The organism is Citrobacter sp. Cu231 (genome assembly GCF_030332265.1).
In the GTDB taxonomy this organism is placed as follows: Bacteria; Pseudomonadota; Gammaproteobacteria; order Enterobacterales; family Enterobacteriaceae; genus Citrobacter; species Citrobacter meridianamericanus.
The window spans coordinates 85913-103485 of the sequence record NZ_JAOWIE010000032.1; the positions used below are offsets into that span (position 1 = coordinate 85913).

Genomic DNA, 17573 nt, shown 5'->3' on the forward strand with positions numbered 1-17573 from the left:
GCTGCGTTCGTTTACTCCGGTCACATAGTTTTCTATGCTCCCGGAGATGCTCGAACTTGCCGCCTTCCTGCGACGCGAAATCCTTTGGAGATGAATTAGCGATTTACATATTATTTTCGCTAATGCTTCGTGCAAACGTGGCATCCCTGCGCCAGACTTTGTACAATGCAACGCCCCGGAAGAGCAGATCGCTTGCCGGGGCGTTTCTTTTTAACCCTCCACGGGCCACAACGTGTAACAACGAGGCCGGAAAAAATTATGTCTGAATTAGTTAACACCTCTGAAGTCGTCATTCCTGCGGTTCCAAATAAAAATGGAAAAATTAACCTGCTGGATCTGAACCGTCAGCAAATGCGCGAATTCTTCAAAGAAATGGGCGAAAAACCGTTTCGTGCCGATCAGGTCATGAAGTGGATGTATCACTATTGCAGCGACAACTTTGATGACATGACTGACATCAATAAAGTGCTGCGTAACAAGCTGAAAGAAGTGGCTGAAATTCGCGCCCCGGAAGTGGTGGAAGAGCAGCGTTCCTCTGACGGTACGATCAAATGGGCCATTGCGGTTGGCGATCAACGCGTAGAAACCGTGTATATCCCGGAAGACGATCGCGCTACCCTGTGTGTTTCTTCACAAGTCGGTTGTGCATTAGAGTGTAAATTCTGCTCTACAGCGCAACAGGGCTTTAACCGTAACCTGCGGGTGTCGGAAATCATTGGTCAGGTCTGGCGTGCGGCGAAAATCGTCGGCGCGGTGAAAGCAACGGGCGTGCGTCCTATCACCAACGTGGTGATGATGGGGATGGGCGAGCCTCTGCTCAACCTGACCAACGTGGTGCCAGCGATGGAAATCATGCTGGACGACTTTGGTTTCGGGCTGTCCAAGCGTCGCGTTACGCTCTCCACCTCGGGCGTTGTGCCTGCGCTGGATAAGCTGGGCGATATGATCGACGTCGCGCTGGCGATTTCTCTGCATGCGCCGAACGATGAAATTCGTGACGAAATTGTGCCTATCAACAAAAAGTACAATATCGAAACGTTCCTTGGCGCCGTCCGTCGTTATCTGGAGAAATCCAACGCTAACCAGGGTCGTGTAACCATTGAATATGTGATGTTGGATCACATCAATGATGGCACTGAACACGCGCATCAGTTGGCCGAGCTGCTGAAAGATACGCCGTGTAAGATCAACCTGATCCCGTGGAACCCGTTCCCGGGCGCGCCGTATGGTCGTAGCTCTAACAGCCGCATCGATCGTTTCTCCAAAGTGTTGATGAGCTATGGTTTCACCACCATCGTGCGTAAAACACGTGGCGATGACATTGATGCAGCCTGCGGTCAGCTGGCGGGCGACGTTATCGACCGTACCAAGCGTACTCTGCGTAAGCGTATGCAGGGCGACGCTATCGACATCAAGACCGTTTGATGTTGAGTGCACTACGGTATAATTCATGTACCGTAGTGCAACGTAAGCCAGATGAGGTTCTTTGTTGTTGTCGTCAGGTCAATAATAACGGTGCGTTTTTGTCGACTTTAAGGCAGTATGTAACGGCGCAACAAGCGTTTAACCCTCAGGTTTACGCTGTTTTGTCATTGATGGTCTGACGGTTTTATACTGTCTGACGAAGGTTAACTGACCAGATGTTTCGCGGTGTGGGTGAGCATTATGGCTCGCCGGCATCAGAACCCAAATATTACGCAGCTGTAGCGAATGAATACTGAAGCCACGCACGACAAAAATGAAGCACTCTCCACCGGCGTTCGTCTGCGCAATGCCCGTGAACAACTCGGATTCAGCCAGCAGGCAGTCGCGGAGCGACTTTGCCTGAAGGTCTCCACGGTACGCGATATTGAAGAAGATAAGGCGCCAGCCGATCTCGCTTCAACATTCCTGCGCGGGTATATCCGTTCTTATGCGCGTCTGGTGCATATTCCTGAAGAAGAACTGTTGCCAGGGCTGGAAAAACAGGCTCCGATTCGTCCTGCTAAAGTCGCGCCGATGCAGAGCTTTTCGCTCGGTAAGCGTCGTAAGAAACGCGACGGCTGGTTAATGACCTTTACCTGGCTGGTACTGTTTGTCGTTGTCGGACTGACAGGTGCCTGGTGGTGGCAGAACCATAAAGCGCAGCAGGAAGAGATCACCACCATGGCCGATCAATCCTCCGCTGAGTTGAATGCCGGTAAAGAGGGTGCGCAGAATGTACCGTTAGATACCAGCGCTGCGGCAAGCCAGGATACCACGTCGGTTGCTGAAAATGGCGCGGTAACGGATGCGGCGCCAGCGCAACAAGATGCCGCAGCGACTCAGGCTCCGGCTGCTGATGCGCAACAGAACGCCGTTGTAGCACCTTCTCAGGCTAACGTTGATACCGCAACCACAGCGCCAACCGCTCCGGCCGCCGCAGCACCGTTGCCGACTGACCAGGCGGGCGTTACAACACCGGCTGGCGATCCTAACGCGCTGGTAATGAACTTTACCGCCGACTGCTGGCTGGAAGTCACCGATGCGACCGGTAAGAAACTGTTCAGCGGGATGCAGCGTAAAGATGGCAATCTGAATCTGACCGGTCAGGCGCCGTACAAACTGAAAATTGGCGCTCCGGCGGCAGTGCAGATTCAGTTCCAGGGTAAACCTGTCGACCTGAGTCGTTTTATCAGAACTAACCAGGTTGCGCGTCTGACCGTTAATGCCGAACAATCACCGGCTCAGTAACAGACGGCAATGCGGGAGATTTTTTAATGCATAACCAGGCTCCAATTCAACGTAGAAAATCGACACGAATTTACGTTGGGAACGTGCCGATCGGCGATGGCGCTCCCATCGCCGTACAGTCGATGACCAATACGCGTACCACAGATGTGGAAGCAACGGTTAATCAGATTAAAGCGCTGGAACGCGTAGGCGCAGACATTGTTCGTGTCTCTGTACCGACAATGGATGCAGCAGAGGCGTTCAAGCTTATCAAACAGCAGGTTAATGTCCCGCTGGTTGCCGATATTCACTTCGACTATCGTATCGCGCTGAAGGTGGCGGAATACGGCGTTGATTGCCTGCGTATTAACCCAGGCAATATCGGCAACGAAGAGCGCATTCGCATGGTGGTTGACTGCGCTCGTGATAAAAATATTCCGATCCGCATCGGCGTTAATGCCGGTTCGCTGGAAAAAGATCTGCAGGAAAAATACGGAGAACCGACGCCGCAAGCGCTGCTGGAATCTGCTATGCGCCATGTGGATCACCTCGATCGCCTCAACTTCGATCAATTCAAAGTCAGCGTTAAAGCGTCTGACGTTTTCCTCGCCGTAGAGTCTTATCGCTTGCTGGCGAAACAGATTGATCAGCCGTTGCATCTGGGGATCACCGAAGCCGGTGGTGCACGCAGCGGGGCGGTAAAATCCGCGATCGGTTTAGGGTTGCTGCTGTCTGAAGGGATCGGCGATACGCTGCGCGTTTCTTTGGCTGCCGATCCGGTGGAAGAGATCAAAGTTGGCTTCGACATCCTGAAATCGCTGCGCATTCGTGCGCGCGGGATCAACTTTATCGCTTGCCCAACCTGCTCGCGTCAGGAGTTTGACGTTATCGGCACGGTGAACGCGCTGGAGCAACGCCTGGAAGATATCATTACGCCAATGGATGTTTCGATCATCGGTTGCGTGGTAAACGGCCCTGGTGAAGCGCTGGTTTCTACGCTGGGCGTGACGGGCGGTAACAAGAAAAGCGGTCTGTATGAAGACGGAGTGCGTAAGGACAGACTCGATAACGACGACATGATTACGCAGCTTGAAGCCCGCATTCGTGCTAAAGCAAGTATTCTGGACGAAGCGCGTCGTATCGACGTGCAGCAGCTTGAAAAATAACAACGTGATGGGAAGCGGCGTGCTTCCCGTGTATGATTGAACCCGCATGGCGCCCGCATTGTTCGGGTTAGCGCTGAGGGTTCATTTTTATATTCATAAAGAGAATAAACGTGGCAAAAAACATTCAAGCCATTCGCGGCATGAACGATTATCTGCCTGGCGAAACCGCCATCTGGCAGCGCATTGAAGGCACTCTCAAAAACGTGCTCGGCAGCTATGGTTACAGTGAAATCCGCTTGCCGATTGTAGAGCAGACCCCGTTATTCAAACGCGCGATTGGTGAAGTCACCGACGTGGTTGAAAAAGAGATGTATACCTTTGAGGACCGTAATGGCGACAGCCTGACGTTGCGTCCTGAAGGGACTGCGGGCTGCGTACGCGCCGGCATCGAACATGGTCTCCTGTACAATCAGGAACAGCGTCTGTGGTATATCGGGCCGATGTTCCGCCACGAACGTCCGCAAAAAGGGCGCTATCGTCAATTCCATCAGTTGGGTTGCGAAGTTTTTGGCCTGCAAGGCCCGGACATCGATGCTGAACTCATTCTGCTGACCGCCCGCTGGTGGCGTGCGCTGGGTATTTCCCAGCATGTGAGACTTGAACTGAACTCCATTGGTTCGCTTGAAGCACGTGCGAACTACCGTGATGCGCTGGTCGCTTATCTGGAACAGTATAAAGATAAACTGGACGAAGACTGTAAGCGCCGCATGTACACCAACCCGTTGCGCGTGCTCGACTCCAAAAACCCGGAAGTACAGGCACTGCTCAACGATGCGCCTGCGCTGGGCGACTATCTGGATGACGACTCGCGCGAGCATTTTGCAGGCTTGTGCAAACTGCTGGAATCCGCAGGTATTGCCTACACCGTCAATCAGCGTCTGGTTCGTGGTCTTGATTACTACAACCGTACCGTATTTGAGTGGGTCACCACCAGTCTGGGTTCACAAGGTACCGTGTGTGCAGGTGGTCGTTATGACGGTCTGGTAGAGCAACTTGGCGGCCGCGCAACGCCGGCGGTAGGCTTTGCTATGGGCCTTGAACGACTTGTTTTGTTAGTTCAGGCAGTTAATCCGGAATTTAACGCAGATCCTGTTGTCGATATATACCTGGTCGCTTCAGGGGCAGACACGCAGTCAGCGGCAATGCGACTTGCAGAACGTCTGCGCGATGAAGTTCCTGGTGTGAAACTGATGACAAACCACGGCGGCGGCAACTTTAAGAAACAGTTTGCCCGCGCCGATAAGTGGGGCGCCCGCGTTGCACTAGTACTGGGCGAGTCCGAAGTGGCTGACGGTACTGTTGTAGTGAAGGATTTGCGCTCTGGTGAGCAAACGGCAGTAGCGCAGGATAGCGTTGCCGCGCATTTGCGCACTCTATTGGGCTAAGGAGAAGGACAGCGTGGAAATTTACGAGAACGAAAACGACCAGGTTGATGCGGTAAAACGCTTCTTTGCTGAAAATGGCAAAGCGCTGGCTGTTGGGATCATTTTAGGGGTTGGCGCGCTGGTTGGCTGGCGTTACTGGACCAGCCATCAGACAGAGTCCGCACGCTCTGCTTCTCTGGCTTATCAAAATACGGTGACTGCGGTTAGCGCGGGTAAACCGGATAGCATTCCTGCTGCAGAGAAATTTGCCGCAGAGAACAAAAATACTTACGGCGCGTTAGCTTCACTGGAACTGGCGCAACAGTTTGTTGACCAAAATGAACTAGAGAAAGCTGCAAGCCAATTGCAACAAGGCTTAGCTGCGACCAGCGATGAAAATCTCAAAGCGGTGATTAACCTGCGTCTGGCTCGTGTTCAGGTTCAGCTTAAACAGGCTGATACCGCGCTGAAAACGCTCGACACCATTAAGGGTGAAGGGTGGACGGCCATTGTTGCCGATCTGCGCGGTGAAGCGTTGCTGAGCAAAGGCGATAAACAAGGCGCGCGTAGCGCATGGGAAGCGGGCGTGAAAAGCGATGCCTCTCCTGCTCTGAGCGAAATGATGCAGATGAAAATCAATAATTTGTCCATCTGAGAGGGACCCGATGCAATTGCGTAAATTACTTCTGCCAGGGCTGCTTTCTGTTACCCTATTGAGCGGCTGTTCACTGTTTAGTGGCGAAGAAGATGTCGTTAAGATGTCCCCATTACCGGTGGTTGAAAACCAGTTTACTCCGTCCACTGCATGGAGCACCTCTGTAGGCAACGGTATTGGTGATTTCTATTCCAATCTTCATCCTGCGCTGGCGGATAATGTTGTCTATGCAGCTTCACGCGCCGGTGTCGTGAAAGCGTTGAATGCAGACGACGGTAAAGAAGTCTGGTCTGTTAATCTGGGTGAGAAAGACGGCTGGTTCTCCCGTGCATCAGCACAGCTTTCTGGCGGTGTCACCGTGTCCGGCGGGCATGTTTATATCGGCAGTGAGAAAGCGCAGGTTTATGCGCTGAACACCAGCGACGGTACCACCGCATGGCAGACGAAAGTTGCCGGGGAAGCGCTGTCTCGTCCGGTTGTTAGCGATGGCATGGTGTTGATCCACACCAGTAACGGCCAACTGCAAGCCTTGAACGAAGCTGACGGCGCCATCAAATGGACCGTTAACCTCGATATGCCTTCTCTGTCACTGCGCGGAGAATCTGCGCCAGCGACCGCTTTTGGCGCTGCCATTGTCGGTGGCGATAATGGTCGCGTAAGCGCCGTGCTGATGCAGCAGGGCCAGATGATTTGGCAGCAACGCATTTCGCAGGCGACAGGTCCAACGGAAATCGATCGTCTGAGCGACGTTGATACCACACCGGTTATCGTCAATGGCGTTGTTTACGCGCTGGCTTATAATGGTAACCTGACGGCGCTGGATCTGCGTAGCGGTCAGATCATGTGGAAACGTGAACTGGGCTCGGTGAATGATTTTATCGTCGACGGTAACCGTATCTACCTGGTTGACCAGAACGACCGCGTACTGGCGCTGACCACCGACGGCGGCGTGACGCTGTGGACGCAAAGCGATCTGCTGCACCGTCTGCTGACGTCCCCGGTATTGTATAACGGCAATCTGGTTGTGGGTGATAGCGAAGGCTACCTGCACTGGATCAACGTTGACGATGGCCGTTTTGTTGCCCAGCAGAAAGTTGACAGCTCTGGTTTCCTGACTGAGCCGGTCTCTGCTGATGGTAAACTGCTGATCCAGGCGAAAGACGGTACGCTGTACTCTATTACGCGTTAATCGTCCCGGCCGCTCGCTTTGAAAAACGGCTCCTGGTGCAGGGGCCGTTTTACTGTTTTTAACAACGGCGCAAAATGCGCCCGTTGTCTGATGATTTTTTAAATGAGGCTTTAAACATGGTACCTGTGGTCGCGCTTGTCGGGCGCCCTAACGTTGGCAAATCCACGTTATTTAACCGTCTAACTCGCACCCGAGATGCGCTGGTTGCGGATTTCCCGGGTCTGACTCGTGACCGTAAGTACGGTCGTGCGGAAATTGAAGGCCGCGAGTTTATCTGTATTGATACCGGCGGTATTGATGGCACCGAAGACGGTGTTGAAACCCGTATGGCGGAACAGTCGCTGTTGGCTATTGAAGAAGCGGACGTTGTGCTGTTCATGGTGGATGCGCGTGCTGGCCTGATGCCTGCAGATGAAGCTATTGCGAAGCATCTGCGTTCACGCCAGAAACCGACGTTCCTGGTCGCCAACAAAACTGACGGACTCGATCCTGACCAGGCGGTTGTTGATTTTTACTCACTGGGGTTGGGCGAAATTTATCCGATCGCGGCGTCTCATGGTCGTGGCGTTCTTAGCCTGCTGGAACATGTTCTGCTGCCGTGGATGGATGACGTTGCTCCGCAGGAAGAAGTGGACGAAGACGCGGAATATTGGGCGCAACTGGAAGCCAAAGAAAACGGCGAAGAAGAGCCTGAAGACGATTTCAACCCGCAGGATCTGCCGATCAAACTGGCGATTGTTGGTCGTCCGAACGTAGGTAAGTCCACGCTTACTAACCGTATTCTCGGCGAAGATCGTGTGGTGGTTTACGACATGCCGGGGACCACGCGTGACAGTATTTATATCCCAATGCAGCGTGATGAACGCGAATATGTGCTCATCGATACCGCAGGCGTGCGCAAGCGCGGCAAAATTACCGAAGCGGTAGAAAAATTTTCAGTTATCAAAACGCTGCAGGCGATTGAAGACGCCAACGTGGTGATGCTGGTGATTGACGCGCGCGAAGGTATTTCCGATCAGGACCTGTCGCTGCTGGGCTTTATCCTCAATAGTGGACGCTCACTCGTTATCGTAGTCAATAAGTGGGATGGCCTGACACAGGAAGTGAAAGAGCAGGTCAAAGAGACGCTGGACTTCCGTCTGGGCTTTATTGATTTTGCGCGCGTACACTTTATCTCTGCGCTGCACGGCAGCGGTGTCGGTAATCTGTTTGAATCGGTCCGTGAAGCGTACGACAGCTCCACCCGCCGCGTTAGCACCGCGATGCTGACTCGCATCATGACCATGGCGGTAGAAGATCATCAGCCGCCGCTGGTGCGTGGTCGTCGCGTTAAGCTGAAATATGCTCACGCCGGTGGTTATAACCCGCCAATCGTGGTGATCCACGGCAATCAGGTTAAAGACCTGCCGGATTCGTACAAGCGCTATCTGATGAACTATTTCCGTAAATCTTTGAACGTGATGGGGACGCCGATCCGCATTCAGTTTAAAGAAGGAGAAAACCCGTTTGCTAACAAACGCAATACGTTGACTCCCACTCAGATGCGTAAACGTAAGCGTTTGATTAAGCATATTAAAAAAAGCAAGTGATCGTTGCTTGATGCTGATAAAAACCCGCGCTTGTCGCGGGTTTTTTTCGTTAATTCATCGCCAGCCTCAACCCGTGCGATGTCAATTACTATTCGTTTTTTACCAAGTTTAAATCTAAGAAAGTAGACATTTGTCGAGTTTTCATCTTAAAGTCCGGGGTCTGGTACTAGACAAAACTAGTCTTAGGTTATCAAATGGTTAAATAAATTTTCGCCGCATGTAAAAAATCGGTCAGATACGTAACTGACTGGCGTACATCGCGGTGTCTACACGCACGACGACATAACTTTCGGGAGAATTATGCAATCCTCTGTTAATCAAAAAGAAAGTCGAACTTTCTTCGGCCATCCTTATCCGCTCGGCTCACTGTTCTTCACAGAGATGTGGGAGCGTTTCTCGTTTTATGGCATTCGCCCGTTACTGATCCTGTTTATGGCGGCTACCGTTTATGACGGCGGCATGGGGCTGGCGCGTGAAAACGCCTCGGCGATCGTGGGTATCTTTGCCGGTACAATGTACCTCGCCGCGCTGCCGGGCGGCTGGTTGGCGGATAACTGGCTCGGTCAGCAAAAAGCAGTGTGGTACGGTTCCATTCTGATTGCGCTCGGCCATCTGTCGATTGCGCTCTCGGCCATCATGGGGAACAACCTGTTTTTTATCGGCCTGATGTTTATCGTGCTCGGCTCCGGTCTGTTTAAGACCTGTATTTCGGTCATGGTAGGCACGCTGTATAAAAAAGGCGATGCGCGCCGCGACGGCGGTTTCTCGCTGTTCTACATGGGCATCAACATGGGGTCGTTCATCGCGCCGCTGATCTCCGGCTGGCTGATTAAAACCCACGGCTGGCACTGGGGTTTTGGTATTGGTGGCATCGGGATGCTGGTCGCGCTGATTATTTTCCGTGTTTTTGCCGTTCCGTCGATGAAGCGCTACGATAGCGAAGTCGGTCTGGATTCCACCTGGAATAGTCCTGTTGTGAAACGTAACGGCGTGGGCGCGTGGCTGCTGGCGCTGGCCGTCGGCGTGGTGGTTATCGTTACGCTGATTGCGCAGGGCGTGATTGTGATAAACCCGGTCGCGGTTGCCAGCATGCTGGTGTACGTGATCGCCGCATCCGTTGCTCTCTACTTCATCTACCTGTTTATCTTTGCTGGTCTGAATCGTAAAGAGCGCGCCAGACTGCTGGTTTGTTTTATCCTGCTGGTCTCCGCCGCGTTCTTCTGGTCGGCGTTTGAGCAAAAACCAACCTCGTTTAACCTGTTCGCCAATGACTACACTAATCGTATGATCGGTGATTTTGAAATCCCGGCGGTTTGGTTCCAGTCAATCAACGCGCTGTTTATCATTCTGCTGGCACCTGTGTTTAGCTGGGCGTGGCCGAAGCTGGCGAGCATGAACATTCGTCCGAGCAGCATCACCAAGTTCGTTATCGGTATTCTGTGTGCGGCGGCAGGTTTTGGTCTGATGATGCTGGCGGCGCAAAACGTGCTGAGCAACGGCGGGGCAGGCGTTTCACCATTCTGGCTGGTGGGCAGTATTCTGATGCTTACGCTTGGCGAACTGTGTCTGAGTCCGATTGGTCTGGCAACCATGACGCTGTTGGCACCGGAAAGAATGCGTGGGCAGATGATGGGTCTGTGGTTCTGCGCCAGTGCGCTGGGTAACCTGGCCGCGGGTCTGATTGGTGGTCATGTGAAGGCTGACCAACTGGATATGCTGCCGGATCTCTTCGCGCGCTGTTCGATTGCGCTGCTGATCTGCGCTGCAGTACTGATCGTCCTCATTGTTCCTATTCGTCGCATGCTGGAGAATACGCAAACTAAACCGGTGACCAGCGCCTGATAACACCTCGTTTGTGCCGGGGCAGACGTTGTGTCCCGGCCATTTAATTTTCGAGGTAAGAACATGCTGTTTGGGTTTGTTGGCCTTGGCGCAGTCGTTGAAACGGCATACTTGCCTGCATTACATAACCTCTTTAGTTATTCACTACGCTGAGCGGGTTTTGATGTTCGCTCCACTAAACAGCCTGCAGGCGTGACGCGTTGCACATCCTTCGAAGAACTGCTTACTCAGCCTTTTGATACCTTGTTTATCACGACCTAATCCCTGCATCATCTTGAGTTGTTTGAACAAGTCCAGGCCTTTCCCATCGCATGTACCGTGGTTGAAAATCCACTGGCGATCTGGCTCAACAAATATGCGGGACCTGATGGCGGACAAAAGGTCTGCGGATTTATCTTCGCGACGGGAACATCATCAGCCATGACCGATGCGGTGCGGAAGAAGTGGAGTGCCTGTTAACGTTACAACAGCAGTTACGTGGGCCACATTACGCGCATGGTGTTAAAATAAAAACAAGAATACATTTTCTGTACAAGGACACGATATGTCGATTACATGCCCGGATTGTCATGCAGAGCTGGAGCCACAAAACGGTGTGGCGCACTGCGAGCAGTGTCACAAAGATATTCAGCTGGAAGCGCGTTGTCCGGAATGCCATTTGCCACTGCAAGTGTTAAAAGCCTGCGGCGCGGTGGATTATTTCTGTCAGAATGGCCATGGGCTGATTTCGAAGAAACGCGTGGAGTTTGCGCCGGTTTAATCCGGCTTTTTCTTACGCGTTTTCTTTGCCACCGTTACGCCTTTCACTTCGCTCTCTACCCAACCATCTGACAGTCGGGTGGTGAGCACATCACCGGCCTTCACCTGTTTGGTTTGCTTCAGCACTTTGCCGTCTGTCGCGGTAGTGACGCTATAACCACGTGCCAGCGTGGCCAGCGGACTGACGGCTTCCAGATGCGTGACCGCATTGCCAAAACGTTCTCGCTGCTCGCTGACGCGCGAGCGAATATTTTCCGCCAGCCGGTATTCCAGTTGTTGAATACGTGTTTGCGTGCGGTGGATACGCGGCTGCAGGTTTTGCTGATTCAGACGCTGTAGTATGCGCTGTTGACGCTGATTCGCCTGTTTGATCTTATTCTCAAGTGCGAAGTTCATTCTCTGACGCAGTCGTTCCAGCACGGTCTGCTGGCGGGCCAGACGCAACTGCGGATGCTGTTGTTGCAGGCGGTGAAAAAGCTGGGTAAATCGACGAGTTCGGTTGGCAAGATAGTAGTCCATCGCCATCTCCAGACGCTGCTGACCATGCTGAATTTGACGCAGCAGTTCAAGTTGGTTGCGGCTGACAATCTCCGCCGCGGCTGATGGCGTGGGCGCTCGCAGATCGCCGACAAAATCGGCAATAGTGACGTCAGTTTCGTGGCCGACGGCGCTGACTACTGGAATGTTGCTGGCAAAGATCGCTCGCGCTACACGTTCGTCGTTAAAGCTCCATAAATCTTCCAGCGAGCCGCCGCCGCGTCCGACGATTAATACGTCGCATTCGTTGCGGGCATTCGCCAGCTCAATGGCGCGTACAATTTGTCCTGGCGCATCATCGCCCTGGACTGCGGTCGGGTAGATAATAACGGGCAGGGAAGGGTCGCGACGCTTCAGGACGTGAAGAATATCGTGCAGTGCAGCCCCGGTTTTAGAGGTGATAACCCCGACGCAGTGGGCCGGTGAGGGCAGTGTTTTTTTGAATTGCTGATCGAACAGCCCTTCAGCCTGCAGTTTGGCCTTCAGTTGCTCATATTTTTGCTGCAACAAGCCTTCGCCAGCTGGCTGCATGCTCTCGACGATTATCTGGTAGTCCCCACGCGGCTCATACAATGTAATGTTGGCGCGTACCAGTACCTGTTGCCCGTGCTGTGGGCGGAACGTTACCCGGCGGTTGCTGTTGCGAAACATCGCGCAGCGAACCTGAGCGGTGTCATCTTTGAGCGTGAAATACCAGTGACCCGAGGACGGCTGAGTGAAATTGGATATTTCACCGCTGATCCATACTTGCCCCATTTCCTGCTCAAGCAGCAAACGAACCGTCTGATTCAGGCGGCTTACGGTAAAAATTGAGGTGGTCTGAGAGGATAACATGTGAGCGGGATCAAATTCTAAATCAGCAGGTTATTCAGTCGAAAGTAACATGCCCACAGAGGAGCGCAAGGTTTTTTTGCAAAAAAGTGTGGATGCAATCGGTTACGCTCTGTATAATGCCGCGGCAATATTTAATAACCTCCCAGGTGAGATATTGCCCATGCTACGTATCGCAAAAGAAGCCCTGACGTTTGACGACGTCCTCCTCGTTCCCGCTCATTCTACCGTTCTGCCGAATACTGCTGACCTCAGCACCCAGTTGACGAAAACCATTCGCCTGAACATTCCTATGCTCTCCGCAGCAATGGACACCGTGACGGAAGCGCGCCTGGCAATTGCTCTGGCCCAGGAAGGCGGCATCGGTTTTATCCACAAAAACATGTCCATCGAGCGCCAGGCGGAAGAAGTTCGCCGCGTGAAGAAACACGAATCTGGCGTGGTAACTGACCCACAGACCGTACTGCCAACCACCACGCTGCGCGAAGTGAAAGAACTGACCGAGCGTAACGGTTTTGCAGGCTACCCGGTTGTGACGGAAGATAACGAACTGGTCGGCATCATCACCGGTCGCGACGTACGTTTTGTGACCGATCTCAGCCAGCCAGTGAGCGTTTACATGACCCCGAAAGAGCGTCTGGTGACCGTTCGCGAAGGTGAAGCGCGTGATGTTGTTTTTGCCAAAATGCACGAAAAACGCGTTGAAAAAGCGTTGGTTGTTGATGACAGCTTCCACCTGCTCGGCATGATCACGGTTAAAGATTTCCAGAAAGCAGAACGTAAACCTAACGCCTGTAAAGACGAGCATGGTCGTCTGCGCGTTGGCGCTGCTGTCGGCGCGGGTGCTGGTAACGAAGAGCGTGTTGACGCGCTGGTTGCCGCGGGCGTTGACGTACTGCTGATTGACTCCTCTCACGGTCACTCTGAAGGTGTATTGCAGCGTATTCGTGAAACTCGCGCTAAATATCCGGATCTGCAGATCATCGGCGGTAACGTTGCAACGGGCGCAGGCGCTCGCGCACTGGCGGAAGCCGGCTGCAGCGCGGTTAAAGTCGGTATCGGCCCTGGCTCCATCTGTACGACTCGTATCGTGACCGGCGTAGGTGTACCGCAGATCACCGCTGTTTCTGACGCCGTTGAAGCGCTGGAAGGCACCGGTATTCCGGTTATCGCCGATGGCGGTATTCGCTTCTCCGGCGACATCGCGAAAGCAATCGCTGCCGGTGCTGCTGCAGTGATGGTTGGTTCCATGCTGGCGGGTACCGAAGAATCCCCGGGCGAAATCGAACTGTACCAGGGCCGTTCTTACAAATCATACCGCGGTATGGGCTCTCTGGGTGCGATGTCCAAAGGCTCCTCCGACCGTTACTTCCAGAGCGATAACGCTGCTGACAAACTGGTCCCGGAAGGTATCGAAGGCCGTGTAGCGTATAAAGGCCGCCTGAAAGAGATCATCCACCAGCAGATGGGTGGCCTGCGCTCCTGTATGGGCCTGACCGGCTGTGGTACTATCGACGCGCTGCGCACTCAAGCAGAGTTTGTACGCATCAGCGGTGCGGGTATTCAGGAAAGTCACGTTCACGATGTGACCATCACCAAAGAGTCCCCTAACTACCGCATGGGCTCCTGATAAGTTTCCGCGCCCGGCTATATGCCGGGCGAATTTGTTTCACTTGCCTCGGAATTAGCGTCAATGACAGACAATATTCATAAACATCGCATTCTCATCCTCGATTTCGGCTCGCAGTATACTCAGTTGGTTGCACGTCGCGTACGTGAACTGGGCGTCTACTGTGAACTGTGGGCATGGGATGTTACGGAAGCACAAATTCGCGAATTCAACCCAAGCGGTATCATTCTTTCCGGTGGTCCGGAAAGCACCACCGAAGCAAACAGCCCGCGCGCGCCAGAATACGTTTTCAATGCCGGTGTGCCGGTATTCGGCGTCTGCTACGGCATGCAGACTATGGCAATGCAGCTCGGTGGTCATGTTGAAGGATCTAACGAACGTGAATTCGGCTATGCACAGGTAGAGGTTCAGACCGACAGCGCGCTGGTGCGTGGTATTGAAGACTCCCTGACCGCCGATGGCAAACCGCTGCTGGACGTATGGATGAGTCATGGCGATAAAGTGACCGCTATCCCGGAAGGTTTCGTTACTGTCGCCAGTACCGACAACTGCCCGTTCGCCATTATGGCGCACGAAGAAAAACGCTTCTACGGCGTGCAGTTCCACCCGGAAGTGACCCACACCAGTCAGGGCATGCGTATGCTGGAGCGCTTTGTGCGCGATATCTGCCAGTGTGAAGCGCTATGGACACCGGCAAAAATTATCGATGACGCCGTTGCCCGCATTCGCGAGCAGGTTGGCAATGATAAAGTGATCCTCGGCCTGTCCGGTGGCGTGGACTCCTCCGTGACTGCGATGCTGCTGCACCGTGCGATCGGTAAAAACCTGACCTGTGTGTTCGTTGACAACGGTCTGCTGCGCCTGAACGAAGCCCAGCAGGTAATGGATATGTTTGGTGACCATTTTGGACTGAACATCGTTCACGTTGAAGGCGAACAGCGTTTCCTGGACGCGCTGAAAGGTGAGAACGATCCGGAAGCGAAACGTAAGATCATCGGCCGCGTATTCGTTGAAGTGTTCGACGAAGAAGCGCTGAAACTGGAAGATGTGAAATGGCTGGCGCAGGGTACTATCTACCCTGACGTGATTGAATCCGCGGCTTCCGCCACCGGTAAAGCGCACGTCATTAAATCTCACCATAACGTCGGCGGCCTGCCGAAAGAGATGAAGATGGGTCTGGTTGAACCGCTACGTGAGCTGTTCAAAGACGAAGTGCGTAAGATTGGTCTGGAGCTGGGCCTGCCATACGACATGCTGTACCGTCACCCGTTCCCGGGGCCGGGTCTCGGCGTGCGTGTACTGGGCGAAGTGAAGAAAGAGTACTGCGACCTGCTGCGTCGTGCGGATGCTATCTTCATTGAAGAATTGCACAAAGCTGACCTGTACAACAAAGTCAGTCAGGCGTTCACCGTGTTCCTGCCGGTGCGTTCCGTTGGCGTCATGGGCGATGGCCGTAAGTACGACTGGGTTGTTTCCCTGCGTGCTGTTGAGACCATCGACTTTATGACCGCCCACTGGGCGCATCTGCCGTATGACTTCTTAGGCCGAGTCTCTAACCGCATCATCAACGAAGTTAACGGTATTTCCCGCGTGGTGTATGACATCAGCGGTAAGCCGCCAGCTACCATTGAGTGGGAATAATATCTCTCTCCGTTAGCGGTTTTTGAACGGTAATATGTCAAACCCTCTTTAACAGAGGGTTTTTTATTGCGCTCACACCGGAGAACAACTTATTAATCAACTAACTGTAGCTGGGGAGGAGATTGGGGTGACACATTCTCCACGCGGATATCCATCTGCGGATACGGCAGGGCAATATGGTTGGCGTCCAGGGCTTCTTTAATGTTTTCCAGCAGATCGTAATAGGTATTCCAGTATTCGATGTTGGGTACCCATACGCGGACGTAAAAATTCAATGCTGAAGCGCCCAGTTCGCCCAGACGAACGGTTACTCCACGTTGCTTATCGATGCGGCTATCCTGCTCGATAATCTGGTTAATCACGCGCTTAACATCTGCTATCCGGGTCTGATAGCCCACGCCAATCACCAGATCGATCCGACGAAAAGGGTGGCGGGAATAGTTAATGATATTGTCAGCGATGATCTTACCGTTTGGAATGACCACTTCTTTACTGTCGGCGGTGAGCAGGGTGGTGGAGAAAATATGCACCTTTTCCACCGTTCCGGTGACTGCGCCAATTTGTACCACTTCTCCGGCGCGGAAAGGACGCAGGGAGACCAATAGTACGCCAGCGGCAAAGTTGGAAAGCGATCCTTGTAGCGCGAGCCCAATGGCCAACCCGGCGGCACCAATGACGGCAATAATGGAGGATGTTTCGATACCGACGCGACCCAACGCGGCAACAACGGCGAAAGCGAGGGTAATGTAACGTACCAGCGCGGTGAAGAACTGGATAATGGTTCGGTCAACTTTACGTTTTAACAGTAACTTTTCCAGACCACTGGAGAGCAGGCGAGAGACAAATTTACCGACAAGCAGTAAAATTACGGCGGCAACGATATTCCACCCGAATTGAATAACCGCATCGCTGTGTCCAGCGATCCATTCAAGACCGCTGCTTATTTTCGGAAATAACGAAAAACCACTCATGGTATAACCCTGTAGAATTTAAAATGGTAATGATTCAAATAAGCATTTAATTCCATACATAATATTAATGCTTTCATCTGTGATATTTTTTGGCGATATTAATTGACGTCTATTTGAACACGGTGTGTTTTTTTATACCCAGTCAATCGGAACGTAAAAATCAGCGCGAATGGTGCGGTGAAGTGGGATTAAAAGATTGTGCATTTGTGCGAAAACACGGTTTATCATCCGATAACTCCGTGCGAGTGGTGGGTAAGGCAGCGTTTTGTTTCATCACTTAAATCCCTTACCGGATGGTTAAATGTCAGGCGATTAGCCATCCGGTAAGGAATCTTAATGCTGAGATACTACAGGCGCGAGCGATCAGCGCACGTCGGTTTGAGCAGGAGATGCCTGTTGCGGCTGGGTGATCTGCTGAGATTCTTTTTTGTTCTGGTGGTGCTGCCACGCACCTATAGCGGAGTAGACGAAGCGTCCGAAGAAGAAGAGAAAGCTGATAAGCAGTACGATCCGGATCATGCGACTATTAAATCGATGTCGTTTGCGTAGGCTGGTAACCTGGCTCACAAAAGGTTCCTTGTAGTGTACCCAACTGAGGGCGATATTCACATTAAGGCATACTGTGGGGCAATGGTCAATTTTTCGTTATGTAAAATTGCTTCAGTTGTTTCATCCTCATATGTTATGAAAATTAATATTATTATTTGC

General features: G+C 52.7%; 14 protein-coding genes and 1 pseudogene. 12 read left to right on the plus strand and 3 right to left on the minus strand.

The window, feature by feature from the left end; all coding sequences use genetic code 11:
* The first annotated feature begins 258 nt into the window (after window positions 1–258).
* The 10 genes and pseudogenes from rlmN (at window position 259) to OGY15_RS06960 (ending at window position 11256) form a co-directional block, all read left to right on the plus strand.
* A complete protein-coding gene (gene rlmN, locus OGY15_RS06915; protein WP_003037713.1) occupies window positions 259–1425 on the plus strand; it encodes a dual-specificity RNA methyltransferase RlmN in 1167 nt (388 codons plus the stop codon).
* A gap of 285 nt (window positions 1426–1710) precedes the next feature.
* Complete coding sequence (rodZ, locus tag OGY15_RS06920; RefSeq protein WP_151217655.1) at window positions 1711–2712, plus strand: cytoskeleton protein RodZ; 1002 nt, start codon at window positions 1711–1713, stop codon at window positions 2710–2712.
* 26 nt (window positions 2713–2738) lie between these two features.
* Window positions 2739–3857 (plus strand): flavodoxin-dependent (E)-4-hydroxy-3-methylbut-2-enyl-diphosphate synthase, encoded by a 1119-nt coding sequence (ispG, locus tag OGY15_RS06925; protein WP_016154000.1) that lies wholly within the window; start codon window positions 2739–2741, stop codon window positions 3855–3857.
* A 110-nt stretch (window positions 3858–3967) separates the two neighbouring features.
* Window positions 3968–5242: a histidine--tRNA ligase gene (gene hisS / locus OGY15_RS06930; protein ID WP_151224082.1), complete on the plus strand. Its 1275-nt coding sequence runs from the start codon at window positions 3968–3970 to the stop codon at window positions 5240–5242.
* A 13-nt stretch (window positions 5243–5255) separates the two neighbouring features.
* Window positions 5256–5876, plus strand: coding sequence for a YfgM family protein (locus OGY15_RS06935; RefSeq protein WP_286538870.1), 621 nt, complete (start codon window positions 5256–5258; stop codon window positions 5874–5876).
* A gap of 10 nt (window positions 5877–5886) precedes the next feature.
* A complete protein-coding gene (gene bamB, locus OGY15_RS06940; protein WP_151217652.1) occupies window positions 5887–7065 on the plus strand; it encodes an outer membrane protein assembly factor BamB in 1179 nt (392 codons plus the stop codon).
* Between the two features lie 116 nt (window positions 7066–7181).
* On the plus strand, window positions 7182–8654 hold the full coding sequence (der, locus tag OGY15_RS06945; RefSeq protein WP_079939511.1) for a ribosome biogenesis GTPase Der: 1473 nt from the start codon (window positions 7182–7184) through the stop codon (window positions 8652–8654).
* A 300-nt stretch (window positions 8655–8954) separates the two neighbouring features.
* A complete protein-coding gene (locus OGY15_RS06950; protein WP_151217651.1) occupies window positions 8955–10496 on the plus strand; it encodes a peptide MFS transporter in 1542 nt (513 codons plus the stop codon).
* A 63-nt stretch (window positions 10497–10559) separates the two neighbouring features.
* Window positions 10560–10850: pseudogene (locus OGY15_RS06955) on the plus strand (oxidoreductase); the annotation flags it as partial.
* A gap of 190 nt (window positions 10851–11040) precedes the next feature.
* Window positions 11041–11256, plus strand: a complete 216-nt coding sequence (locus OGY15_RS06960; RefSeq protein WP_286538871.1) for a zinc ribbon domain-containing protein — start codon at window positions 11041–11043, stop codon at window positions 11254–11256.
* On the opposite strand, the gene xseA is transcribed toward OGY15_RS06960, so the two are convergent.
* Window positions 11253–12626 (minus strand): exodeoxyribonuclease VII large subunit, encoded by a 1374-nt coding sequence (gene xseA / locus OGY15_RS06965; RefSeq protein WP_252837832.1) that lies wholly within the window; start codon window positions 12624–12626, stop codon window positions 11253–11255. The genes OGY15_RS06960 and xseA overlap by 4 nt on opposite strands.
* A gap of 160 nt (window positions 12627–12786) precedes the next feature.
* On the opposite strand from xseA, the gene guaB reads away from it, so the two are divergent.
* Complete coding sequence (guaB, locus tag OGY15_RS06970; RefSeq protein ID WP_187253548.1) at window positions 12787–14253, plus strand: IMP dehydrogenase; 1467 nt, start codon at window positions 12787–12789, stop codon at window positions 14251–14253.
* A 63-nt stretch (window positions 14254–14316) separates the two neighbouring features.
* Window positions 14317–15894: a glutamine-hydrolyzing GMP synthase gene (gene guaA / locus OGY15_RS06975; RefSeq protein WP_286538872.1), complete on the plus strand. Its 1578-nt coding sequence runs from the start codon at window positions 14317–14319 to the stop codon at window positions 15892–15894.
* Window positions 15895–15986: 92 nt separating this feature from the next.
* Here guaA and mscS read toward each other — a convergent pair whose 3' ends face one another.
* The gene (gene mscS / locus OGY15_RS06980; RefSeq protein WP_286538873.1) at window positions 15987–16865 is read right to left on the minus strand and encodes a small-conductance mechanosensitive channel MscS; all 879 of its coding nucleotides are present in this window, start codon (window positions 16863–16865) and stop codon (window positions 15987–15989) included.
* 363 nt (window positions 16866–17228) lie between these two features.
* Window positions 17229–17432, minus strand: a complete 204-nt coding sequence (locus tag OGY15_RS06985) for a YfgG family protein (protein WP_151217646.1) — start codon at window positions 17430–17432, stop codon at window positions 17229–17231.
* Window positions 17433–17573 lie beyond the last annotated feature (141 nt).

Coding starts and splice junctions, on each gene's coding strand:
- rlmN (WP_003037713.1), top strand. CDS start 259: ATGTCTGAATTAGTTAACACCTCTGAAGTCGTCATTCCTGCGGTTCCA.
- guaB (WP_187253548.1), top strand. CDS start 12,787: ATGCTACGTATCGCAAAAGAAGCCCTGACGTTTGACGACGTCCTCCTC.
- guaA (WP_286538872.1), top strand. CDS start 14,317: ATGACAGACAATATTCATAAACATCGCATTCTCATCCTCGATTTCGGC.
- xseA (WP_252837832.1), bottom strand. CDS start 12,626: ATGTTATCCTCTCAGACCACCTCAATTTTTACCGTAAGCCGCCTGAAT.
- rodZ (WP_151217655.1), top strand. CDS start 1,711: ATGAATACTGAAGCCACGCACGACAAAAATGAAGCACTCTCCACCGGC.
- OGY15_RS06950 (WP_151217651.1), top strand. CDS start 8,955: ATGCAATCCTCTGTTAATCAAAAAGAAAGTCGAACTTTCTTCGGCCAT.
- mscS (WP_286538873.1), bottom strand. CDS start 16,865: ATGAGTGGTTTTTCGTTATTTCCGAAAATAAGCAGCGGTCTTGAATGG.
- OGY15_RS06960 (WP_286538871.1), top strand. CDS start 11,041: ATGTCGATTACATGCCCGGATTGTCATGCAGAGCTGGAGCCACAAAAC.
- ispG (WP_016154000.1), top strand. CDS start 2,739: ATGCATAACCAGGCTCCAATTCAACGTAGAAAATCGACACGAATTTAC.
- der (WP_079939511.1), top strand. CDS start 7,182: ATGGTACCTGTGGTCGCGCTTGTCGGGCGCCCTAACGTTGGCAAATCC.
- bamB (WP_151217652.1), top strand. CDS start 5,887: ATGCAATTGCGTAAATTACTTCTGCCAGGGCTGCTTTCTGTTACCCTA.